Annotated in this window: 28 protein-coding genes and 1 pseudogene; 13 read left to right on the forward strand and 16 right to left on the reverse strand. The window is 62.0% G+C overall.

From position 1 onward, the window contains the following. Positions 1-32 precede the first annotated feature (32 nt). The 10 genes from ACFMBG_RS01385 (at position 33) to ACFMBG_RS01430 (ending at position 9,809) form a co-directional block, all read left to right on the forward strand. Positions 33-557, forward strand: a complete 525-nt coding sequence (locus ACFMBG_RS01385) for a flagellar basal body-associated FliL family protein (RefSeq protein ID WP_421053075.1) — start codon at positions 33-35, stop codon at positions 555-557. A gap of 9 nt (positions 558-566) precedes the next feature. After that, complete coding sequence (locus ACFMBG_RS01390) at positions 567-1,013, forward strand: hypothetical protein (protein ID WP_421052939.1); 447 nt, start codon at positions 567-569, stop codon at positions 1,011-1,013. Then, positions 1,013-1,627 (forward strand): MotE family protein, encoded by a 615-nt coding sequence (locus tag ACFMBG_RS01395; RefSeq protein WP_421052940.1) that lies wholly within the window; start codon positions 1,013-1,015, stop codon positions 1,625-1,627. The genes ACFMBG_RS01390 and ACFMBG_RS01395 overlap by 1 nt, the downstream gene beginning before the upstream one ends. 78 nt (positions 1,628-1,705) lie before the next feature. Then, positions 1,706-2,575 (forward strand): flagellar motor stator protein MotA, encoded by an 870-nt coding sequence (gene motA, locus ACFMBG_RS01400; RefSeq protein ID WP_421052941.1) that lies wholly within the window; start codon positions 1,706-1,708, stop codon positions 2,573-2,575. After that, positions 2,572-5,022 carry a hypothetical protein gene (locus ACFMBG_RS01405; RefSeq protein ID WP_421052942.1) on the forward strand — a complete coding sequence of 817 codons (2,451 nt, stop codon included), beginning with the start codon at positions 2,572-2,574 and terminating at the stop codon, positions 5,020-5,022. The genes motA and ACFMBG_RS01405 overlap by 4 nt, the downstream gene beginning before the upstream one ends. 127 nt (positions 5,023-5,149) lie before the next feature. Further along, complete coding sequence (locus tag ACFMBG_RS01410) at positions 5,150-5,467, forward strand: hypothetical protein (RefSeq protein WP_421052943.1); 318 nt, start codon at positions 5,150-5,152, stop codon at positions 5,465-5,467. A 52-nt stretch (positions 5,468-5,519) separates the two neighbouring features. Further along, a complete protein-coding gene (gene flhA / locus ACFMBG_RS01415; RefSeq protein ID WP_421053076.1) occupies positions 5,520-7,553 on the forward strand; it encodes a flagellar biosynthesis protein FlhA in 2,034 nt (677 codons plus the stop codon). Further along, complete coding sequence (locus ACFMBG_RS01420; RefSeq protein WP_421052944.1) at positions 7,550-8,329, forward strand: flagellar biosynthetic protein FliR; 780 nt, start codon at positions 7,550-7,552, stop codon at positions 8,327-8,329. The genes flhA and ACFMBG_RS01420 overlap by 4 nt, the downstream gene beginning before the upstream one ends. Continuing rightward, positions 8,326-9,414 carry a flagellar type III secretion system protein FlhB gene (gene flhB / locus ACFMBG_RS01425; RefSeq protein ID WP_421052945.1) on the forward strand — a complete coding sequence of 363 codons (1,089 nt, stop codon included), beginning with the start codon at positions 8,326-8,328 and terminating at the stop codon, positions 9,412-9,414. Before ACFMBG_RS01420 ends, flhB begins: the two co-directional genes overlap by 4 nt. Continuing rightward, a complete protein-coding gene (locus ACFMBG_RS01430; protein WP_421052946.1) occupies positions 9,411-9,809 on the forward strand; it encodes a hypothetical protein in 399 nt (132 codons plus the stop codon). The genes flhB and ACFMBG_RS01430 overlap by 4 nt, the downstream gene beginning before the upstream one ends. Before the next feature lie 80 nt (positions 9,810-9,889). Here ACFMBG_RS01430 and ACFMBG_RS01435 read toward each other — a convergent pair whose 3' ends face one another. Genes ACFMBG_RS01435 through ACFMBG_RS01475 form a run of 9 tightly spaced genes read right to left on the reverse strand, consistent with a single transcriptional unit; the run spans position 9,890 to position 14,460 of the window. Further along, a complete protein-coding gene (locus ACFMBG_RS01435; protein ID WP_421052947.1) occupies positions 9,890-10,387 on the reverse strand; it encodes a flagellar basal body-associated FliL family protein in 498 nt (165 codons plus the stop codon). Between the two features lie 8 nt (positions 10,388-10,395). After that, positions 10,396-11,136 (reverse strand): flagellar basal body L-ring protein FlgH, encoded by a 741-nt coding sequence (flgH, locus tag ACFMBG_RS01440; RefSeq protein WP_421052948.1) that lies wholly within the window; start codon positions 11,134-11,136, stop codon positions 10,396-10,398. Then, positions 11,136-11,558 carry a flagellar basal body P-ring formation chaperone FlgA gene (gene flgA / locus ACFMBG_RS01445; protein WP_421052949.1) on the reverse strand — a complete coding sequence of 141 codons (423 nt, stop codon included), beginning with the start codon at positions 11,556-11,558 and terminating at the stop codon, positions 11,136-11,138. Before flgA ends, flgH begins: the two co-directional genes overlap by 1 nt. Further along, entirely contained in the window at positions 11,558-12,343 is a 786-nt protein-coding gene (gene flgG / locus ACFMBG_RS01450; protein ID WP_421052950.1) for a flagellar basal-body rod protein FlgG, read from the reverse strand. Before flgG ends, flgA begins: the two co-directional genes overlap by 1 nt. 10 nt (positions 12,344-12,353) lie before the next feature. Next, positions 12,354-13,070, reverse strand: a complete 717-nt coding sequence (locus tag ACFMBG_RS01455) for a flagellar hook-basal body complex protein (RefSeq protein WP_421052951.1) — start codon at positions 13,068-13,070, stop codon at positions 12,354-12,356. Continuing rightward, entirely contained in the window at positions 13,070-13,342 is a 273-nt protein-coding gene (locus ACFMBG_RS01460; protein WP_421052952.1) for a flagellar biosynthetic protein FliQ, read from the reverse strand. The genes ACFMBG_RS01455 and ACFMBG_RS01460 overlap by 1 nt, the downstream gene beginning before the upstream one ends. A 3-nt stretch (positions 13,343-13,345) precedes the next feature. Further along, positions 13,346-13,642, reverse strand: a complete 297-nt coding sequence (gene fliE / locus ACFMBG_RS01465; protein WP_421052953.1) for a flagellar hook-basal body complex protein FliE — start codon at positions 13,640-13,642, stop codon at positions 13,346-13,348. 22 nt (positions 13,643-13,664) lie between these two features. Next, positions 13,665-14,057, reverse strand: a complete 393-nt coding sequence (flgC, locus tag ACFMBG_RS01470; RefSeq protein WP_421052954.1) for a flagellar basal body rod protein FlgC — start codon at positions 14,055-14,057, stop codon at positions 13,665-13,667. A gap of 13 nt (positions 14,058-14,070) precedes the next feature. Further along, positions 14,071-14,460 (reverse strand): FlgB family protein, encoded by a 390-nt coding sequence (locus tag ACFMBG_RS01475; protein WP_421052955.1) that lies wholly within the window; start codon positions 14,458-14,460, stop codon positions 14,071-14,073. 87 nt (positions 14,461-14,547) lie between these two features. Here ACFMBG_RS01475 and ACFMBG_RS01480 point away from each other — a divergent pair, with 87 nt between their 5' ends. Continuing rightward, positions 14,548-15,876, forward strand: coding sequence for a FliI/YscN family ATPase (locus tag ACFMBG_RS01480; protein WP_421052956.1), 1,329 nt, complete (start codon positions 14,548-14,550; stop codon positions 15,874-15,876). Between the two features lie 174 nt (positions 15,877-16,050). On the opposite strand, the gene ACFMBG_RS01485 is transcribed toward ACFMBG_RS01480, so the two are convergent. From ACFMBG_RS01485 to ACFMBG_RS01515, 7 genes and pseudogenes are all read right to left on the reverse strand, one after another. Beyond that, positions 16,051-16,374: a hypothetical protein gene (locus tag ACFMBG_RS01485; RefSeq protein WP_421053080.1), complete on the reverse strand. Its 324-nt coding sequence runs from the start codon at positions 16,372-16,374 to the stop codon at positions 16,051-16,053. Between the two features lie 26 nt (positions 16,375-16,400). Beyond that, positions 16,401-16,571, reverse strand: a pseudogene (locus tag ACFMBG_RS01490) (DUF1217 domain-containing protein); the annotation flags it as partial. 179 nt (positions 16,572-16,750) lie between these two features. Then, positions 16,751-17,155, reverse strand: coding sequence for a flagellar biosynthesis repressor FlbT (gene flbT, locus ACFMBG_RS01495; RefSeq protein ID WP_027235787.1), 405 nt, complete (start codon positions 17,153-17,155; stop codon positions 16,751-16,753). 2 nt (positions 17,156-17,157) lie between these two features. After that, the gene (gene flaF, locus ACFMBG_RS01500; protein WP_421052957.1) at positions 17,158-17,529 is read right to left on the reverse strand and encodes a flagellar biosynthesis regulator FlaF; all 372 of its coding nucleotides are present in this window, start codon (positions 17,527-17,529) and stop codon (positions 17,158-17,160) included. Between the two features lie 78 nt (positions 17,530-17,607). Beyond that, entirely contained in the window at positions 17,608-18,417 is an 810-nt protein-coding gene (locus ACFMBG_RS01505; RefSeq protein WP_421052958.1) for a flagellin N-terminal helical domain-containing protein, read from the reverse strand. 202 nt (positions 18,418-18,619) lie between these two features. Then, a complete protein-coding gene (locus ACFMBG_RS01510; RefSeq protein WP_421052959.1) occupies positions 18,620-18,979 on the reverse strand; it encodes a flagellar biosynthesis protein FlgN in 360 nt (119 codons plus the stop codon). After that, on the reverse strand, positions 18,972-19,265 hold the full coding sequence (locus ACFMBG_RS01515; protein WP_421052960.1) for a rod-binding protein: 294 nt from the start codon (positions 19,263-19,265) through the stop codon (positions 18,972-18,974). The genes ACFMBG_RS01510 and ACFMBG_RS01515 overlap by 8 nt, the downstream gene beginning before the upstream one ends. Positions 19,266-19,392: 127 nt before the next feature. On the opposite strand from ACFMBG_RS01515, the gene fliK reads away from it, so the two are divergent. Beyond that, entirely contained in the window at positions 19,393-21,252 is a 1,860-nt protein-coding gene (fliK, locus tag ACFMBG_RS01520; protein ID WP_421052961.1) for a flagellar hook-length control protein FliK, read from the forward strand. Between the two features lie 4 nt (positions 21,253-21,256). Then, complete coding sequence (locus tag ACFMBG_RS01525) at positions 21,257-21,934, forward strand: FlgD immunoglobulin-like domain containing protein (RefSeq protein WP_421052962.1); 678 nt, start codon at positions 21,257-21,259, stop codon at positions 21,932-21,934. Positions 21,935-22,018 lie beyond the last annotated feature (84 nt).

Genomic DNA, 22,018 nt, shown 5'->3' on the forward strand with positions numbered 1-22,018 from the left:
TGAAGAAGCTGCACGACGTTTTAGGGATAGCCATGACAGACGCTGCAGTGGATACAGAAGCAGAAGCCCCGGCCAAGAAAAGCAAACTGCCCCTGATCATCGGGGTGGTGCTGGCATTGGTTGGCGGCGGCGGCGGATTCTTTGCCGTTCAGTCAGGCCTTCTTCCCTTTGGTCAGAAAGCAGCGCCAGAACCGGCGCATGCGGCCGAAGAGGCGCCAGAAGGCGTGGACACTGGTGAGACGGCGGAGGATATCGCCAATCTTGCCTTTATCGAAATGGACCCGATTGTGATTACCCTGCGCAAAGCCAGCGGTATCAAGCATTTGCGGTTCCGCGCGCAACTTGAGGTCGACCTGGCGCACCAGGCCGAGGTCGAGAAAATCCTCCCGCGGGTTATCGATGTCCTGAACAGCTACCTGAGAGCACTGGAGCTTGAGGATCTGACCGATCCGATGGCTCTGCCGAAACTGAGAGCGCAGATGCTGCGGCGGATCAATATTGCGACCGGCCAGGGCCGGGTGCGTGATCTGCTGATCATGGATTTCGTACTGAACTAGGAGGACAGGATGGACATTATTGCTGATATCCTGCTTGCGGCCGGAGCGCTGGGCGCCGGATTCTATTGTCTGGTGCTGTCGCGCAGGCTGAAGCGGTTCAATGACCTGGAAAAGGGTGTGGGCGGCGCGGTTGCCGTTCTGTCTGCCCAGGTGGATGACCTGAACAAGTCGCTGCAGGCGGCGCAACAGGTGTCTGACGGCTCCAGCAAGGCGCTGCAGCAGCTGACGGGCCGGGCCGAATCGGTGGCGCAGCGGCTGGAGCTGATGATGGCGTCCATGCATGACATCCCCGAGGCCGGAGCTGCAGCCCCGGCGGCAGAACCTGCTGCGGAAGATGAAGCGATGGCAGCCGCCTATGAGGCCGAATCGCAGCCCGCGGCGGCAGAGCAGGATGAGGCCAAGCCCTCCGGCCTGATGTTCGTCCGCCATAACCGCAGCCATAACCGGGTGGCGTAATGGCAAAGACGGCAAAGAAATCCAAGCGCTTGCGGCGTGGAAGCACACTGATGATGCTGGCGGTGCTGCTGATGGGCTCTGCCGCGGTGCGGCTGGGCCTGGAGGCCGGTCCCGCAATCGCCCGCGAAGTGGCCAGCCTGAAGGAGCCGGGCGGTGAAGAGCCCGTTCACAAGGGCGAGCCGCAGCGCGAATCGATGCCGACTTCGGCTGAGCTGCAGACGATGCTGGCTGCCTTCCAGGAGCGGGAGCAGGCATTGGCCGCTCGCGAAGCGGAGATCCAGGACCGGATGAAGGCGCTGGAAATCGCTGATCAGGCGATTGACAAGAAGCTGGCGGCGCTGGAGCAGGCTGAAGACAAGCTGCGCGCGACCCTCGCCCTGGCCGATGGCGCCACCGAGGCGGATGTGACCCGGCTGACCTCTGTCTATGAGCAGATGAAGCCGAAGGAGGCTGCAGCCCTGTTCGAGGAAATGGATCCCGCGTTTGCGGCTGGCTTCCTCGCGCGGATGCAGCCGGAGGCTGCGGCGGGAATCATGGCGGGCCTGAGCCCGGAGGCCGCCTATACAATCAGCGTTGTCCTGGCCGGACGCAACGGAGCAGTGCCCAAGGAGTGACTTGGGCGCGCAGGCTTAGTCTTTCCTTAGGAAGACTCGCCTAAACTTATAAAAACCAATGGAATTCGGAGTGGACCTATGATCGGGATTGTAGGCATTGTGGTGATCTTTGCCATGGTGTTCGGCGGATACCTTCTGGCCGGCGGCAAGATGGCGATCATTCTGAAGTCGCTGCCGTTTGAAATGATGATGATCGGCGGCGCTGCTGTCGGGGCGTTCCTGATTGCCAACGACATGGGCGGCGTCAAGCACACGCTCAAGGACGTCGGCAAGGTGTTCAAGGGCCCAAAGTGGAAGCCTGATGACTACCGCGATCTCCTCTGTCTGCTGTTCGCGCTGATCCGGATCGCCCGGGCCAATCCGGTTGAGGTGGAACAGCATATCGAAGACCCGGAAAACTCCTCGGTATTCAACAAATACCCCAAGATCCTGGGCGACAAGGAAGCGGTGAACCTGATCTGCGACACCATGCGCTCGGCGTCGATGAACTATGACGACCCGCATCAGGTCGAAGAAGTGCTGGAAAAGCGGATGGAGGCCAACCTGCATCATGCGCTGCACTCCAGCCATGCGCTGCAGACCATGGCGGACGGCCTGCCCGCCCTTGGGATCGTCGCGGCGGTTCTGGGCGTTATCAAGACCATGGGCTCAATCGATCAGCCGCCCGAGGTTCTGGGCAAGCTGATCGGCGGCGCCCTGGTGGGGACCTTCCTCGGCGTGTTTCTGTCCTATGGCCTGGTTGCGCCCTTTGCGGGCAAGGTGAAGGCTGTGGTTGAGGAAGATGCCCACTTCTACCAGCTGATCCGCGAGGTGCTGGTGGCCAACCTGCACAACCACGCCGCAGCGATCTGCATCGAAGTCGGCCGCCAGAACACCCCGTCGCATTTCCGCCCCGGCTTCTCGGAGCTGGAAGAAGCCCTCAAATCGGTGAAACAGGACGCAGCATGATCTGGCGAGCACTTGCCACGGCGGCCGTTGTCCTGACGGCCGGCACTGTCCAGGCACAGACGATTGTGACCCGCTCGGGCGAGCACAAGGGGTTCACGCGCCTGGTGATGCGCCTGCCGGATGGCGCGGACTGGTCGCTGACTCAAAGCGGCACTACGGCGACGGTCAACATTGACGCGCCTGAGGTGGTTTTTGATACCTCCAGGGTCTTCAACCTGATTCCCCGCACCCGGCTGCAATCATTGGGGCAGAACAGCCCCGGCCAGCCGCTGCGGCTGCAGCTGGGCTGCGAGTGCACGGTCACCTCCTACGTGCAGGAAGATGGCTACCTGGTGGTTGATATCCGCGATGGCGGGAAACCGGCGCCGCAGCCTCAGTATTCCTCGGCAGGCAGCATCCTTCCGGTTACCACACCCGCTGCTGGCGGCGGTTACCGGTTCAGTTTCTCCCAGTCGGCCGCGGCGGATGCGCGGATGGCGCTGGCCGCGGCCGTTGCGGGGCGGTCTGATCCAGCGCGCTCAGTCCGGCCTCAAGAGACCCTCAAGGCGCCGGATCCGGCAACTGCACCTGCCGTGGAGGAAGAAAAGGCGGCAGAGGATATCGTTTTGCCGCTGGATGGAAGCAGATCCCCCGAGGCCGCGGAAGGCGTTGCCGAAGGCGCGCTTCCGGGGCTGCCGGATGCTGGAATGCTGCTCAATATGGAGGAGACTGAACGCGCGGCCGTGGTCAGGGAATCCGAGCAGCGGTTGCTGCAGCAGATCGGCCGGGCGGCCAACCAGGGTCTGGTGAGCGTGGCAGCGGACGGGCTGCCAGACGCGAATCCGGTGGCAGGGCTGGATCCTCTAGGGCGTTCGGACAGGCCCTTGAATCCGCTCGACCATATGTCCGTCACCTCTGCAATTGACCGTGAAACCGGACTGATGGCGGCTCTCAGCGATGGCAGTAGCGAAGCATCGCATTGTTTGCCTGACAGGGATGTGGCGATCCGTTTCTGGGGTAACGAAAGCCCGTTTTCCGATCAGATCGGGCCATTGCGCAGCGCGCTGGTCCGGGAATTCGACGACATCAGCCCGGCGGGCGTTTATGCGCTGGCGCGGATATATCTTTATTTCGGCTTTGGTGCGGAAGCCCGCTCCATGCTGGCAATCCTGCCGGCCTCGGAGCAGGGCAGCCCGGATGCGGCCTTGCTGAAGGCGATGGCGCTGCTGATGGATGGTGCGGCCTTACCGCCCTCCCACCCGTTGTCCGGGCAGCAGGGGTGCGAAGGCAACAGCGCTCTCTGGGGAGTTCTGGCTGACGGCGCAGTCAAGAAAAATGCCAATAGCGACGCCATACAGCAGGCGTTTTCCAAGCTGCCGACGCATCTGCGGGTGCACCTGGGACCGCGGGTCAGCAAGATGTTTGCCGAAGCCGGGGAGCACCATGTCGCGGAAGCGGTGCTTAGGGCGGTGGACCGGACCGGAATTGCGGAAGTGCCGGAAATCAACCTGGCTGAGGCGGCGATCGCGGAACTGGAGGGCGATACCGAGAAGGTGGCCGAAGAGCTGACCAGCGAAGTTGCGGAGCGTACGGGCAATGCACCGGCCGCGCTGATCGATCTGGTTGCCCTCAGCGTCAAGGAGCGCAAGGCGCTGTCGCCGGATGTGCCGGACCTGATTGCTTCCTACGAGCTGGAAAACCGGGACACGGAGCTTGGTGCCGAACTGCGCAAAGCCCAAGTATCCTCGCTGGCGCTGATGGGGCAGTTCCAGGACGCGTTTCAGGAACTCAAGGGGCTGACGGAGCATGATGGGCCCGGCGCCAGGGCCGCAGCGCTGGAGCCGCTGATGCTGCTGCTGGCGGAACGCGCGGACGATGTGACCTTCCTGCAGTACGGGCTGGTCTTTGCCGGGCAGGCCACGGCAGCTGAGGCAGCCCCGGTCGCTGCGCCAGTGGCCCGCCGGCTGCTGGATCTCGGTTTTGCGGACCAGGCACAGGAGCTGCTCAACAAGCTATCCCTGGCGCCGGAGGATGAAACCCGCCGCCTGATGATGGCCGAAGCCGCGCTGGCGCTGGATAAACCGCACCGGGCGCTGGTTGAGCTGATGGGCCTGGATGGGTCCAGGGCCAACCGCCTGCGCGCCGAGGCTCTGTGGCGCAATGGTGAATATGCCCGCGCCGGGGAGTACCTGCTGGCCGAGGACGAAAAAGATGCAGCGGCCCGCGGGTTCTGGCACTCCGAGAACTTGGGGGCGATCGAGGAAATCGAACCTGAGGAGGGTGCGCAATTCGGCACTGTCGCCTCTGTCACCACCAAAATCGGCGAAACCGCCCAGGATCCGGACAGCCTGCCGCCGCTGGCATATGCGCGGGCCCTGGTGGAGAGCAGCGAGGGGACACGGGGCGGTATCGCCGACTTGCTGAACCAGGTTGGCACGGCTTTGACTACACCCGGCGAAGATGAGTGATCCGGGTGCCGGATCACTGCATTCAGGCCGCCCCGTCCGGGCGGCTTTTGCATTTGGCTGATAACACTTTGTCAACTGGCTGCCGCTAACGTGAGGACCGGGTGAATCCTGATCTGGAACGGGCAGAATGCCGGAAAACTATTCAAAACTTTGCCTGCAAGGGCTGAGTCCGCACGCAACACGCGCGGCGCGAGGGGCTTTGGCGCTTGCCAGTGCCTTTCCGACTTTCTTCTTCACAGACTTTTTCCGCGGTTTTGTGCCGTCAGCTGCTGCCGCGGTGCCAGCAGGCCTGCTCCGGGCAGTTGCCTGGCGGGAAACCGGGCGGCTGCGGTGCTTGCCATCCCGCCAGCAGCTGAATGGCTTGGACTGCCATGCCCCAGCTCTCGGTCAGATGCTCAACCAATTGAATATTTGCAATAATAAATGGGGCCAGAACCGTGCCTAAGCTGACGACGGAACAACTCTTCAGCCCTACTGTCCTGCTGGCGCTGGCGCTGATGGCGATCATCGTGATGATGATCCTTCCCATGCCGGCCTGGGTGCTGGACGTCGGGCTGGCAGCCTCCTTTGCGCTTGCCATCCTGATCTTCACCATCACCCTGTTCATTGAAAGACCGCTGGATTTCTCCTCCTTCCCGACGGTTCTGCTGGCGTCGCTGATGCTGCGCCTGTCGCTGAACGTCTCCTCCACCAAGCTGATCATCGGCCAGGGCCATTCCGGCACCGATGCGGCCGGCAATGTGATCGAAGGCTTCGCCCAGTTCGTCATGGGCGGCAGCGTATTCCTCGGCCTGGTGGTGTTCGGGGTGCTCTTGATCGTCAACTTCATGGTGATCACCAAGGGTGCGGCGCGGATGGCCGAAGTGGGTGCCCGCTTTGCCCTGGACGGGATGCCGGGCAAGCAGCTGGCGATTGACGCGGATATGTCCGCGGGTGCCATCGACCACCAGACCGCCAAGGAACGCCGTGAGCGCGAGCAGCAGGAAACAACTTTCTTCGGTTCGCTGGACGGTGCCTCGAAATTCGTAAAGGGCGACGCCATCGCCGGCCTGCTGATCACCCTGCTGAACCTGGTGATGGGGCTGATCATGGGCGTTCTGGTCCATGGCATGCCGGTCGGCAGCGCGTTTGAGACCTATGCCATTCTGACGGTTGGCGATGGCCTGGTGTCGCAGATCCCCTCGGTGATCATTTCCATCGCAGCGGCGCTGCTGCTGGCCCGCGGCGGCACCACCGGCGCCACCGATACCGCCCTGTTTGACCAGTTCGGCCGCCACCCCGCCGCGCTGACCACTGTCGCCGTGCTGATGGTGCTGTTTGCGCTGGTTCCGGGCCTGCCGTTTCTGCCTTTCGTTATCGGCGGCGGAGTTCTGGGCTACACCGCCTTCCGGATGGCCAAGAAGAAGAAGGACGACGAGGAAGCCGAGATAGAGGGGAAGATCGAGGAAGCGTCTGATCCGTCCGCCTCGCGGCCGCTTGGCGACATTCTGGATCTCGACGATCTGCATCTGGAGTTTGCGCCCGACCTGGTCAGCATGGTGCTGGATGCCGGCACCGGCCTGGACGCGCGGATCGCAAACATGCGGTCCCACATCGCAACGACATTTGGCCTGATCCTGCCGGAGATCCGGCTGACCGACCAGCACGATCTGGAGCGGGGCACCTATGTGATCAAGGTGCAAGGCGTCGAACAGGTCCGCGGCACTCTGCATCCCGATATGGTTCTGGCGCTGATGCCCGACAACCATGATGCGCTGCCCCCTGGCACAGATGTGACCGAGCCGGTCTATGGCGCCCCGGCGCGCTGGATTTCTGCCAAGGCACAGGAGCAGGCGGCGCTGGCCGGCGCCACTGTGGTCACGCCGCCGGAAATTCTGGCAACCCACCTTCTGGAAATCATCAAGCAGAACTTCAGCCGCCTGCTGACGCTCAAATCCCTGCGCCGCCTGCTTGATGAAATGACGCAGCTGTCCGACAGCTTCCGCGCCGAGGCAAACCGCAAGCTGCTGGATGCGCTGGTGCCGGACAAGGTGCCGATGGACACGCTGCATGCGGTCCTGCGGCTGCTGCTGGAGGAGCGGGTGTCCATCCGCAACATGCCTTTGATCCTGGAATCGATTGCCGAGGCGCGCACGCACACCTCGCAACCTGAGCTGATCTGCGAGCATGTGCGCCAGCGCCTGGGTTTCCAGCTGGTAGCCGAGATGAAACGAGAGGATGGCACCATTCCGCTGATCCAGCTGGCGCCGGAATGGGAAGACAAGTTCTCGACCTATCAAGTTGATGCGCAGGGGGCCGGGCTGGACATCGCGCTGCCGCCGGATCTGTTCAACCGTCTGGCCGACGGGCTGAGCGACAAGCTTTCGACAATCACCGATCAGGGCGTGTTCGCCGCGGTGGTGACCTCGACCCGCCGCCGCCGCTATCTGAGAACGATACTGAAATCCCGCGGCATCACCAATCCGGTGCTGTCCTTCGAGGAAATCGGTCTCGAGGCTCGGCCTGCCCTTGTTGGCATGGTGCAGGCATGAACCTGGACTTTCTGCCGCCAGAGCTTGTTTTGATGCTGGGGGCAGGGTTCTGGCACGCCGCGATCGTATTCCTGAGAGTGGCAGCGATGGTGTCGGTGCTGCCTGCAATGGGGGAGCTTTATGTTCCCGCGCGGGTTAAGCTGGCGGTCGCCGCTGCCTTTACATTCGTCGTGGCACCGGCGCTGCCTGCATTTCCCGAACCGGACAATGTGCTGGCCTACGCCCGCTTTGCGGTGACCGAAGCCATCATCGGCCTGGCCTTGGGCATTGGTGTCCGGATCTTCGTGCTGGCACTGCAGACGGCAGGCACAATGGCGGCGCAAGCCACGTCGCTGTCGCAGGTGCTGGGCGGCATCGGGGCGGAGCCGATGCCCGCCCTTGGCGCTGTTCTGATGATCTCCGGCGTGACCCTTGCCACGATGATGGGGCTGCATGTGCGGGTGGCGGAACTGCTGATCGGCTCTTACCAGATGTTTCCCGCGGGCCAGTTTCCGGCTGCTTCAGGGCTTTCGGAATGGGGTGTCTTCCGGGTGTCGCAGAGCTTTTCGCTGGCGTTCACGCTGGCAGCGCCCTTTGTGATTACCGCAGTGATCTACAACCTCACCCTTGGGGTGATCAACCGCGCGATGCCGCAGCTTATGGTGGCTATGGTCGGTGCGCCGGTGATCACCCTGATGGGGCTGTTCATCCTGATGGTCGGCAGCCCGGTGATCCTGGATGTCTGGTCCCGGGCCTTGATGACATTCTTTGCAGATCCAGGGGGCGGCATGCCATGAGCGGCCAGGACGACGACTCAGACAAGTCATTCGAGCCAACGGAACAGAAGCTCCGCAAGGCCCGGGAAAAAGGCGAAGTTGCCAAATCCACCGACCTGTCGGTGGCAGCAGCCTATCTGGGTTTGATCATTGCCTTCTACGCGGCGGGCAGCAGCAGCATCGAAGGGATCGGCACCGCACTGATGGCCTACCTTGACCAGCCGGACCGGCTGGCGCCGCTGTTTTTCGAAGGCTCCGCCGCGGCGCCTGTGGGCGGGTTCATCGGCAGCGCGTTCCGGCCGGTGCTGCCGTGGTTTCTGGTGCCCTTTGTACTTGTGCTGCTGTCGATTGTCGGCCAGCGCGCGCTGGTGTTTGCGCCCAGCAAGCTGGAGCCGAAGCTGTCGCGCATCTCGATAGTCTCCAATGCCAAGAACAAACTTGGCCGGTCCGGCCTGTTTGAGTTTCTGAAGAGCTTTCTGAAATTGGTGCTCTATTCGGTATGCCTGGGCGTTTATCTGTCCCACCGGCTGCCCGAGATGATTGCCTCTTCCGGCACTGGCCCGCAATCGGTGGTTATGATGCTGGCGCAGCTGTCGATGGAGTTCTTGTTCCTGGCGCTCATCATCGCGCTGGCAATCGGGATCGTCGACGCCGCCTTCCAGCACGCCGAGCACCGCCGCAAGAACATGATGTCGCGCAAGGAAATCCAGGACGAGATGAAGGAAGCCGAGGGCGACCCGCATATGAAGGGCCAGCGGCGCCAGCGCGGTCAGCAGATCGCGATGGGGCAGATGCTGGCCGATGTGCCCAAGGCGGATGTGGTGATCGTCAACCCGACCCACTATGCGGTTGCCCTGCAGTGGAGCCGCGAGCCGGGTGCTGCGCCGGTCTGTGTTGCCAAGGGTGTCGATGAAATTGCCGCGGCGATCCGGCGGGTTGCCAATGAAAACGCGATTCCGATCCACAGCGATCCGCCGACCGCACGGGCGCTGCACGCGGCGATCGAGATCGGGGATGAAATTCTGGAAGAGCATTATGCGCCGGTAGCTGCGGCAATCCGCTTTGCCGAGGAGATGCGCCAGCGTGCCAAGGGGAAGGTTACATGAAGCAGAAAATGCTGGATCAGATGGCAGCGGTGACCGCTGCGCAATACATGCAGGAGCATGCCAGAATTCAGCCCGTGCTGGCCCGGGAGGCTCAGCTGCGCGGACAGCTGGCCAAGCTGAACGATCAGGTGCAGGCCGCGCGCGAGCATGCTGATGGCGATCACGCGATGAAGGCTTTGGGGGCCGATCTGTTGTGGCAGGGCTGGCATACGCGCACCCGGCGGCAGCTGAACCAGGAACTGGCCAAGGCCACTGCGCAAAAACTGCGGAGCATGGATCAGCTGCGCAAGGCCTTCGGGCGCAAACATGCGGTTGAAACGATGGCCGCTGCCGAACGCAAACGGCACAAGGCCGAGAAGGCCAAGGCCCTGATGGCCCGGCTGCTGGAGGGCTGAGCTCTCCGGGCACTCCTTGGCAAAGGAAAACGGCCGGCCTCCAGGGGCCGGCCGTTTTGTGTTTGAACTGCCTTGCCGGGTCAGACGTCCTGCCGGGAAATCTCCATAATCAAAACATCATAAACGCCTTTGCCGACATATTTCCGCGCCGCCTCCCGCAGCGCCGTGCGCAGCGGATCAAGCACATCTGACCGGGTGAAAGCGCCGCGGAAGCCGCCCATGTTGGCGTGGTCGAAGAGGACCTGAAGGAACACATCGCGCAGCTTTGGCTCCAAGGCACGGATTTTCTCGCCGATACCTTGCTTGGCCTCCAGGCTCAGCGAAAGCACCACCAGCGACGTCAGTTGATCGCGCTCCACAACAGGCACCACGAACTGGTTGCTGATCTTGATGTATTCGCGCTGATTTTCTTCGCTATCTTCGGCGATTTCCTCTTCGGCTTCCTCAGCGGGCTTTGCGGCGCTGCCAGCCTCGGCAGCGTGCTTTTCTTCTGGCGCTGGCATCAGCATGATACCGGCACCGATACCGCCTCCGGTTCCGAGGATCAGAAGGATGACTGGCAGGAGTTTCGACAGCATGGCAACCCTCAGAATGGCAGGACAGCGTCAAGCAGCTGCTGGCCGTAGCGCGGCTGCTGCACATCGGTGATCTGGCCGCGGCCACCATAGGACACGCGGGCCGAGGCGATCTTGTCGTAGGTGATTTCGTTCTGGCGGCTGATGTCCTGGGGCCGGACATAGCCGGTCACCAGCAGCTCGCGCAGTTCGAAATTCACCCGCAGCTCCTGGGTCCCGCTGATCGCCAGAACCCCATTAGGCAGCACATCGACAACGGTGGCCGCCACCCGCAGCTCCAGTTTCTCGCTGCGCTTGACAGAACCTTTGCCGCCGGCCGCACTGGAGCTGCCCAGCTCCACCGCGTCTGCCGAGGTGGCGCCTTCCGGCAGTTTCCGGTCCAGCCGCTGCGGCAGGCCCAGAAGGTGCGGCATGTTCAGGCTTTCGGACCCCGACCGCGAACGCTGGGTGTCGTTGGAGATTTCCGCTTCTTCGTCGATTTCGATCACAACCGTCAGGATGTCGCCCCGCTTTATCGCGCGGCGGTCACCCAGCAGCGATTGCTGCGAGCCGCTCCACAGCGATGAGCCGTCAACGGTGCGCCGGGTCTGGGTCTGCGCGGGCAGGCCCTGATAGAGCATCGCGACATGCTCGGGCGTTTCATTGGCGGGAGTGAAGGTGGGCGGCTTGCCCAGGTGATCCATCCGGCCGCAGGCGCCCAGGAGGGCCAGCCCGAAAAGCAGCGGTTTGACGGGGGAAATTTTCATAGTCATCAGTTTACCTCGACGGAGCCGTCTTCCTTGATCCGTCCGGTGACGGTGGTGCGGGAAGAGAGATTCATGACCCGGACGGCTTCACCGGCGGCGCCGCGGCCCAGGGCACGCCCTTCTGCGGCAATGGTCAGCACGCCCTGACGGAAGATCAGGGTGACCAGGTCGTTGCGTTCAATGATGGCCGGCGGGCCGATGTCGCCGGGCCGCAGGGGCCGCCCGGCGTAAAGCGCGACGCGTGCTTCCATGCCTGCAACCTCTGCCGGGTCCGACAGCGCGCCGAGAATCTCGCCTTTCTTGAGCGCCAGATCTTCGGCGTTCACGATCTCCTTGGCGCGGATTGTGCGCAGCGGGATCAGGTAGTCCGCCCAGGCAGGCGGTGCGCACAGTGCGGCGGCAGTAAGGCAGGCAAGAGCAAGTTTCATCAGCGCACCTGTGTGGTTGCACCCATCATCTGGTCGACAGCCGAGATGACCTTGGCGTTCATTTCGTAACCGCGCTGGGCTTCGATCAGCTCCGTCACCTCGCGCACTGCATCGACCGAGCTGCCCTCCAGGTAGCCCTGGCGCAGGGTGCCGAGCCCGTCTTCGCCAGCGGTGGAGACGGTGGCGGCGCCCGAGGCTTCGGTTTCGGTGAACAGGTTGCTGCCGATCGCCTCCAGCCCCTTGGGGTTGGTGAAACCGGCCAGGGTGAACTGACCCAGAAGCTGGCCTTCGGGAGAATCCTCGAAGTACCCGTAGACTTCGCCCTCGGCATTGATCGAAATGCTGGTGGCGTCGTCAGGAATGGTGACTTCCGGCGACACCGCGAAACCGTCCGAGGTCACGATCAGCCCTTCGGCCGAGCGTTTCAGGGAGCCGTCGCGGGTATAGGCGGTCTGGCCGGAGGGCAGGGTCACCTCCAGGTAGCCCTTGCCGTCGATGGCGATATCCAAGTCGTTGTTGGTCTGCTGCAGCGCCCCTTGCGACAGATGAACGGAGACAGCGGCCGGGCGCACACCAAGGCCAACCTGCACGCCGGTTGGCAGCACGGTGCCGTCCGAAGCATTCACGGTGCCGGCCCGGGAGATCTGCTGGTAGTGCAGATCGGCGAACTCGGCGCGGCGGGCGTTGTAGGCGGTGGTGTTCATGTTGGCGAGGTTGTTGGAGATAGTCTCCACCCGCAATTGCTGGGCGCTCATGCCGGTTGCTGCGATCTTGAGGGCACGCATCTGGATTCTCCTAGGACTTGATCAGGTTTTTGATGGCATTGCGGATGCGCTCGTCTTCCGTTTGCAGAAAGCTCTGGCCCATCTCATAGGCGCGCTGCACTTCGATCATCCGGCTGACTTCGGAAATCGCGTTCACGTTGGAACCTTCCAGGAAGCCCTGCAGAACTTTCGAGTCGAAGTTCTCTTCGATGTCGCCCTCGACGCGGAACATCACTCCGTCCTCGCGTACCAGCGTGTGCTGCTCGACCGGTTTGAACAGGCCCAGCTGTCCCAGCAGGCGCCCGTTTGCGCTCAGCGAGCCATCCGAGCCCACTTCGATCTTGCCGGCATCCGGCGGCACAAAGACCGGTGCACGGCCCGCATCAAGAACCCGGTAGCCGTCCATGGTCACCAGATCGCCGGCGGCATTGGGGGAGAAGGCACCGGAGCGGGTCAGCCGTTCCCCTTGCGGGGTCTCGACCATGAAGAAGCCGTCCCCTTCGATGGCGAAATCGAATGTGCCGCCGGTATTGGTGAGCTGGCCCTGCTGCATCGAAGTGTTGAAGATATTGGCGCGCGACATCGACAGCGACGGCTCACCAGGCGAGGACTGCACGAATTCCGAGAAGATCAGCCCTTCCTGGCGGTAGCCGGTCGTGGCGGAGTTGGCGATGTTGTTGGCAATGACGCGCATTTCCCGCATCAGGCCTGACTGGCGTGAAATGGTGGCGTAACCTGCGTTTTCCATTAAGAGCCTCCGGCAATCATCGGAACAACGTGGCCGTCGAAAAAGGCCACCAGCGTTTGGGTCATGAAGCCCATGGTCATCCAGAACACGACCAGGATCGCTGTCAGCTTGGGCACGAATGTCAGCGTCATTTCCTGCACCGAGGTCAGGGCCTGGAACAGGCCGATGGCCAGACCGACCACCAGCGCGGTGATCAGGATTGGCGTCGACATGGTGACAGCGGTCCACAGCGCCTGGCGCAGCGTGTCATAGAAGAGGCTTTCGCTCATCATGGCTCAGACCGGCATCCTCAGGATTTCCTGATAGGCCTCGACGACCTTGTTGCGCACGGTAACCGCGGTTTCGACCGCCAGTTCGGTTTGCGCCAGCGCTTGCACCAGCGCATGCGGGTCCGCCTGCGAGGTCATTGCCTGTACCGATAGCTGCTCACTGTTCTGCAGTGTTGCTGCGAAGTTTTCGAAGCTCTGTTTGATATGGGCGCCGGCACCGGTGCTTTCGTGGTTGGGATCAGCTTTGGTGGCAGGGCGGGCGGCGGCATAGCCGCTGGCGGCGGAAAGGCTGCGAATATCCATTCTGGATCTCCAAAAATTTCAGTTAACGTCTCAAAAGTTCCATCAGCGATGCCGACATGGAGCGGGTCTGCTCGAACATCTTCAGGTTGGCCTCATAGCTGCGCTGCGCTTCGCGGGCGTCGGCGATCTCGATCATCAGATCTACGTTGGAGCCTTCGAAATGCCCGCTGTCATCGGCCAGCGGATGTGACGGGTCGTAGACTTTTTCCAGTTCGCTTCGATCCAGGGTGACCCGGCCGGTGCGCACATGCTCCACATCCGTCTGCAGCTCGCGCACCGATTCGAACGGCACTGCCTTGCGGCGGTATCCCGGTGTGTCGGCATTGGAGATGTTCTCCGACACATGGCGCAGGCGTGCGGCTTGTGCCTTGAGGCCGCTGGCGGTGACGGAAAGGGCTTTGGAGAATTCACTCATCTGTCATGCCTCCTCAGTTTTTGCCCAGGCTTGCGCGCAGGACGTTCATGGAGGATTTGTAGATGGCCATGGCACGCTTGTGCTGGCGTTCCGTATCAACGCCTTTCAGCAGCTCAGTCTCGACGGAAACCGAGTTGCCGTTGGGGTCGCTGCCGGTTTCGTCGGAAATGACAGCCCAGTCCATGCCGCTGCCTGCGGTGCCATTCAAATGGCTTCCGCGGGTTGCGATCATGCTGCCCGGGCGGGCGCCGGCGGCAAAAACTTCCTTGAAGGGCTTGATGTCCTTGGCGTGGTAACCGGGCGTATCGGCGTTGGCGATATTCTGGGATACCAATGCCTGGCGCTTACCGGCATGGGCCGCCATGGAATAGGCAATTTTGAATACGTTCAGTTCTGTGAACACCAGGGTTTCTCCCTTGATCGATTTCAATCAAGGCTTAACCCCGATTCCTTTAGAAATTGTTTTCAGGACAGCAACGGAGGCCGCCGCATGAAAACAGAGCTGGAAGCACTTACCCGTCAAATTGCCAGCACCCGCCTGGCGACGCAGATGGGCCGGGTGACGGGAATCTCAGGTGGCGAGATTGAAGTCAGCGGGCTGGCGTCCGCTGCACGGATCGGTGACCGGCTGGTGCTGCGCCGTGGCCCGAAAGACGAACTGCATGGTGAAGTTCTCAAGATAGGCGGTAATAATATCAGCATGTTGCCAGATCGGGCGCCGGATGGTGCCGCGATCGGCGATGCGGTGCTGCTGCATCCTTCGCCGGAATTCGCGCCCAGCGATCACTGGATCGGCCGGGTCATTGATCCTTTTGGCGAGCCGCTGGACGGCCGCCCGATGCTGCCGGGAGCAGTGGCGCGGGACCTGATGGCGGCCCCGCCCAAGGCCGCCGGGCGGCGGTCCATGGGAGAGCGGCTGGCCACTGGGCATGCATTGCTGAACACGATTCTTCCGGTTGTGCGCGGCCAGCGCGTTGGCCTTTTTGCAGGCTCCGGGGTGGGGAAATCCTCGCTCCTGGCCAAACTGGCGCGATGCATGGAAGCCGATGTCGTGGTGATGGCGCTGATCGGTGAGCGCGGCCGCGAGGTGAATCACTTTGTCGAAGAGGTCCTGGGGCCCGAGGGCATGCGCCGGGCAGTCGTGGTGGCGGCGACGTCCGATCAGTCGGCGCTGGTCCGGCGCCGCTGCGCCTGGGCGGCCATGACCGTGGCGGAGCATTTCCGGGACCAGGGCAAGAATGTCCTGTTCCTGGCCGACTCCGTGACCCGCTTTGCCGAGGCGCACCGGGAAATCTCCGCCGCCTCGGGAGAGGCGCCTGCACTGCGCGGCTATCCGCCGTCGGTGACGCCGCTGATCACCGGGTTGTGTGAACGGGCCGGCCCTGGCGGCGAGGGGCAGGGCGATATCACCGCCGTCTTCAGCGTTCTTGTGGCGGGCTCCGACATGGACGAACCGATTGCCGATATTCTGCGCGGGGTGCTGGACGGGCATATCGTGCTGAGCCGGGAGATCGCCGAGCGCGGCCGGTTCCCGGCGGTCGACGTGTCGAGATCGGTCTCGCGCAGCCTGCCTGCTGCGGCCACGGCCGAAGAAAACGAGGCCATCCAGCAGGTGCGCAAATTCCTGGGCGCCTATGAGCAATCCGAAGTGATGATCCGGGCAGGGCTATATGCTGAGGGCAATGACGCCGTGCTGGATCAGGCCGTCAAACTTTGGCCCGAACTGGACGCCTTTTTCGGCCGCGAGGACTCTGAGGGCATCACCAGCAGTTTCAACCGCCTGCTGCTGCTGCTGCGCCGCGCCAAGGCAGGGCGCTGAGGCACGGCTTGATGCCACTGAAAGTTGGAGAAACGGCGCCCGGCCAAGGCTTGCGGCGCCGTTTTCAGATGGCAGCTGTTACGATCAGGCTGATCACCAGCAGCAAAGCTGTTGAGTCTGCAGAGATGCCGGTCTCGCAACCGGCAGCTTCTGCCTGGATCAAACAGGTGGTGATCAGCTTTTCGCTTTTTCCCGATCGGAGAAAATGGCGATGTCACAACTGCCAAACGTCGTCTTGGATTTATCCCTGAAGAGGTCCGGCTGGTGGTCGAGGCCGCCTTGAGCCAGGTTCAATGGCAGACCCCTAGCAGTTCCGAACAGTTCGCGCAGCGCGGGCTGTCCCTTCAGGTTTGATTTCCTGGTATTTGCCGGGCTGCCGTCTTTTGCCAGGCTGGGCTCCTCACGTTCGCCGGAATTTGCGCCCCGCAAGGAAAGGCATTGCACGCCAATAAAGGCTTCGAAGGATTGCAGCCGGCCGGTGCAGACCAGATCGTGCATTGCCCAGGCGCCGCATTGTTGAGCGGCTGTCCTGGTCCAAACCCGAACGCGCCGCTGAATTGCACATAGCGGTTGTCGTCACTGCGGTTAGCCAGAGCGTCACTGGCTTCGGTGCCATCCTGGAAGAGGCGCTCCGGCAGAACAACTTCCTTGCAGTTATTCTCCTCCGGACCCAAGGCGCCAGGCGCGGCACGCAAAAGCCGGGGGCCGCTGATCGGGTCCCCGGCGCTTTAGACGCTGCCGGTACTTTCCGGGAAGCAAACGGACACACGCTGTTGCGGTCCATTCTGAATGATACCCTAGAACGGCATGTCGCAGGTGGCCTGCAAGGAGTTCCAGCCCGCTATTCCTGTTGCCGGCAGGAGGGGCTGGAAGATCACGAAGGCCGAACGGCAAACAGGCGGTCTTCGCGCGCCAGCAAGGTGCGCAGCGCCTTCAGGCAACGGTAGTGGTTGTTGCCGATCAGGGCGTCGGTTGCCTCGGCCAGGGAGGCGCGGCTGTCCGGGTCGGTGAAGACCTGGCTCAGCTCCTCGATCCGGCGCAGCATCGGCAGGCGCTCTTCTTCGGGGTCGGCATCGCCGGACAGGATCAGCTGCGCGGCATAGCATACCCGGCGCACCGGCGTATTTGCTTCTTCCGGATGGATGGCATCGCGCAGGCGCAGGATGTTGGCATCCGGGGTTACAATGGACAGGCGGCTGCGGCGGTCGCCGTTTTCAATCACCGCGCCATTCACAAGGACACGCTCCTTGGGGGCAAGTTTCAGGACAAGTCCGCTCATATTCAGGAAGCTCCGCTGCGGAGGCCACGCATGATGGCCGTATTGATTTCCACCAGGGGCCGGACATTGGCCTTGCGCTGAAGCACTTTACTGGTGTGCTGTCTCGTGAATTCCGCCAGTTCGAAAAGGTTCTGTTTCAGGTCGTCCGGCAGGGGATTACCTTTCGAAGCGATGTCTGCCGTGAAAATGGACCAGAGCTTGCGGTTGTCGTTCAATGCCTTTGCAAGGTCATTGAACCCGCCGCGGCCTTTCTGCGCTGACGTGATCAGCTGACGCGTTACGCGGGCGACCACTTCATACTCGAAATTCTTTGCTGTCCGGGTCGGGGCCTTTGCCGCCGAATAGGCACTCTTCGCCTTCAGAAGGGCATTCACGTGTTTTCCTAACGTATTAATCTTCAGGTTCTCTGAGAGGGGAAGACCGGGGCGCTTTCAGCGCCCCGGATCAGGCTGTTAACGGAACAGCTGCTGCAGGGTCGATGGTGCCTGGTTGGCAATGGTCAGCGACTGCACAGCCAGCTGCTGCTGGGTCTGCAATGCCTTCAATCGCGCCGAGGCCTCTTCCATGTTGGTGTCGGCCATGGTGCTGACACCCGATTTCAGCGAGTCAGTCAGTTTCGAAACGAAGCTGTTCTGGTCGGTCAGGCGGTTGCTGTCCGCACCCAGCTGGGCCGCGCTGTCGATAGCAAAGGTCAGCATGGCTTCGACTTCAGACAGAACCGTTGCTGCATTGGTCGAGTCCAGCGCGGTCATGGTGGTAGTGTCCATGTTGGCGGCAGTGTCGATCCCAGAGATAACGATAGTGTCGCTTGCCGGGTTCAGGCCGCCCAGAACGTCCAGCTGCGCAGTGACGTTGTCATCCAGCAGATTGGCGCCGTTGAACGATGCGGAGTCGATGATCGATTCGATCTGCTCCCGCTTTTTCACCAGGTCAGCTTCGATTTTAGCGTGATCGACGTTCTGCGAAACACCTGCAACCGCCAGTTCACGCATTTCCTTCAGGGTTTCAACGATCTGTTCCATGCCGGAGGAGGCAACAGCAACGGTGGCTTCACCAAAGTCCAGGGCGTCGGAGACGGCTTCATACGCCTGGATGTCCGATTCCATCGACTTGGAGATCGCCCAGACAGCGGAGTTGTCCTTGGCCATGCCGACCTCTTTACCGGTCGAGATCTGGTTCTGGGTTTCTTCCAGGTTGTTGTTCACAGACTTCAGGGTCTGCAGAGCAACCATTGCGCCGTTGTTTGTCAGAATGCTGGTCATAGCTTTATCCTTTAGCTGTGGGGCGTTTTAGCCCCGGTATTCTGTGCCCCGGCGGGGCGTTGATTGACGTCTTTCTGACTGTGCGTTCCGCCGTCCGGCTTCCGCGCCACCCCTCATGAGGTGCAAGGCGACTTTGGCGCAGGAGTTGCTAAGGGAGTGCTAATGCCGGGGTTTGGTTTTTTAGAATTTTCCCAAAATTGCATCAGGTGCGTTTTTCCAGCTTTGCACCGCCGCGGGTGCCGAAACGGTTCCTGCGTCCAGCCTGGTCATAAACGTCCAGACCCTTCCGGATGCGGCGCAGTTCGGCCATGCGGGCGGCAACCGACCGGATGCCGTCCATGGCGCTGTCCAAAAGCCGCTGATTGCGGGACACCTTGGTCTGAACCTGCGCCAGAGACTCGCGTTCCAGCTCTGAGACGGAGTTCAGCTTGCCGATCACTTTCTCTTTCTTTGCGAGAAGCTCTTCCAGCTTGCCAAGGTCGCCGGCCATCAGGGCGGCACGCTCGCGGTCGAGGATTTGGTCCAGCTCATCAATGAGCTTTTGCGGTTTCAGGTCACTCACCTTGGGTCTCCTTCAATGCGTGATAAAGTGATTCGGCCAGCCCGATGCCGCCGGAGCGGGCAATCTGTGTGGCCTGTTCTTGGATGAGAAAGCTGGAAAACTGGTCTTCGCCTGCGCCGCCGCCAAAGCCTTCGCGGGATTCGCCAAGGCCTGCGGATTTCAGCATTTGCGCAAGAAAGGAGGCTTCCAGTTCAATAGCGGCCTCGCGCAGCGGGTCGCTGCCTGCGGGCCGGACTGGAGCAGCTGCAGATGCAGTCTGCAGCGGGGTGGGCAGTAGATCTGGCATGTCCGGTTCTCCGGTTGAAAGTCGAATTTCATCGATTTTCTGAAACTGCGCAGGAACCGGTTAAAATTGCCGTAACCGCTTTTGGATTAGTCTTTCCGGGACGAGATAGAATGTCCGGAAGACGATCATGATGATGAATTCGATCCTTGGCTTTGAAGCCGGTTCTGTTGGCAAGGCGCCGGCTGCAACCGGGGAGTCATCCAAAAAATCAAACAGTTCCAATGATTTTGCTGATTTCGTTTCGGCTCAGGCCGGGCGCGGCAAAGCGGTTGATGGTGCGGTCACAGGCAAGGGCGAATCGGCTGAGGCGGAAGCCGGCGCCGAACTGGACGCAACGCAGGCAGAGGAGGCCGAAGCCGGATTGCCAGAAGCCGGCACTGAGCCGGGCGCAACCCGGGCAGAGGAGGCTGAAGCCGGATTGCCTGAGGCCGGATTGCCAGAAGCCGGCAGTGAGCCGGGCGCAAACCAGGCAGAGGAGGCTGAAGCCGGATTGCCCGAGGCCGGAGCGGATGCAGGTCCGGCGAGTAATAACTCAGACCCTGACACTTCAAGAACCGCAATTGCGAAGGAAGAAGAGCCTCCCGCATCTGAGTCTGCTATTGCGAGCGAGAAATCGCCTTCAACCACTCCGGACTTTTCTGCAAGCAGTGAACAGCTGGGCAGGGTTGACCTTTCGCGTGTTGGTGAGAATCCGCTTCACGGAACCGGCCTAGGTGAGAAGACCGCGCCACCCTCCGCTGTCGGCGAAGAGCAGGCTGGCGGGACGGCGCCGGGACGCAACCAGGCGATGCTGGGAGGTGGCCAGACTGCAGCTTTTGAAAAACCAGGCCAAGCACAGGTTCCTGGGCAATCGCAGGCGGAGATTGCCTCTGGCAGCAACGCATCGGAACGTGGCACTACAAGCGCGAAACTGCAGGCGCAAGAAGGCAAAGAGGCTGCCGGTACTGCCCATGTGCCCCCGGAAACATCAGTTAAGGCGACTGGAATTACCAGCACGCAACCACAGGCTGTTCGCCAACAATCCGGGGAAGCCATGGGGCAGGGAGCCAAGGGTGTTGCGACCGGGCAGGCGCCTGCTGCAACTATCCCCTCGGCGACTTCCAATTCTCAGTCTCTAGAAGCCTTACAGACAGACGGTCAGAAGGCAGCGACGCGGCCTGACGTTGTGGTGCGCTCAAGTATGCCTCCTGCGCAGGGCATGGTTCAGTCGCTTACATCCGGCCAGGCTGTGCCAAAGGGACCGGGCCAGAGGGCGGAAATAGCCTCAGCGCTGATCAGCAGCGATACTCCGGCAGAGGCTGAGGGGATTGAGACCGGCAGACTGATATCGGGCGTGCTCAAGGGCGGGGAGGTTCGTGCGGCCCCGGCAGCGCCCGCACCGCAACCGCTCCAGCCGGCCACTGCCATTCTTCAGCCGCTGATGGCCGGCGGGCTCACCGCGGGTTCGCCGGGTGCAGAGCTGTTGTCCGGATCCGAGGACTTGCTGCCGGGCGCATTTGGCCTGTCCGGCGAGGTGCCAGGGCTGACGCAATTGCTGGCGGAGGCCTCCATCGGCACAGGCACGGTACACAGGCCGGAGATGCCGCGCATGGTTGCGGCGCAGCTGGCCGAGGCTTTTGCCGCCAAGGGTGAGCAGAAAGTTGAAGTCTCGCTGAACCCGCAGGAACTGGGCCACGTGAGAATGCGCGTGGTGGCCAGCGAAACGGGTATCACCATGATCATTCAAACGGAGCGTCCGGAAACCGGTGATCTGATGCGCCGTCATATCCATGAATTGGCGGAGGAATTCCGCCGCATGGGGTATGAAGACATCTCCTTTGAATTCAGCGGCGGCCAGTCCGGCAACCAGTCCGCGGATGACGCGGACGGCGGCGCAGGGTCCTCTTCCGGGGGCGCAGGAACGCGCAACGCCGATGCGGCGGAGGCCGCCGAAACAGTAACGCAAAACCTCCGCCTGGGTGAAACCGGCGTGGACATGAGGGTCTGATCACATGACAACAGCAGTCACTTCCGCGGGCAGCCCCGCAGCACAATCCGCATTGCAGCCGGCGGTCTCCCAGCAGACGTCCGGCCTGACATCCGATTTCGAAACCTTCGTGAAAATGCTGACCGCGCAGGCGACGAACCAGGACCCGCTGGAGCCGCTTGATTCGACCGAATACGCCGCCCAGCTGGCGCAGTTCTCGATGGTGGAGCAGCAGACCAAGAGCAACACCTTGCTGGAAGGGCTGCAATCCCAGCTTGGCCTGGCCAACATGGCGGCACTGTCCGGCTGGGTCGGGATGGAAGCTCGGGGTGTGGCGCCGGGATACTTCGATGGCAGCAGCGAAATCACCATTGCCCCTAACCCGGCCGCTGCTGCGGATTCGGTGACATTGGTGGTGGAGAACGCAAAGGGGACCGAAGTGCAGCGTGTCACCCTGCCGGTTTCGGCCGAGCCTTACCAGTGGACGGGGCTGGATGATGACGGCAACCCGCTGGAGACAGGGGAGTACAGCTTTGTCATCGAAAGCAGGAAAGGCGACGATCTTTTGCTGCAGGAATATGCCGAGATCTATTTCAAGGTGAACGAAACCAGGATGCAGGGCGGCGATGTGGGTCTGATCACCGAAGGCGGTTCGGTGGTCCTGGCGTCTTCGGTGAGCGCGCTTCGCGACCCGCAAAGCTGATCCGGCAGTATCCGCAGGCCGAAAAATTGTCTAAGAACAGGGCGGCATAACACCGGAGACCGCCCTGCAATCGCTGCCTGACCA

Source organism: Leisingera coralii, assembly GCF_049056525.1.
Taxonomy (GTDB): Bacteria; Pseudomonadota; Alphaproteobacteria; order Rhodobacterales; family Rhodobacteraceae; genus Leisingera; species Leisingera coralii.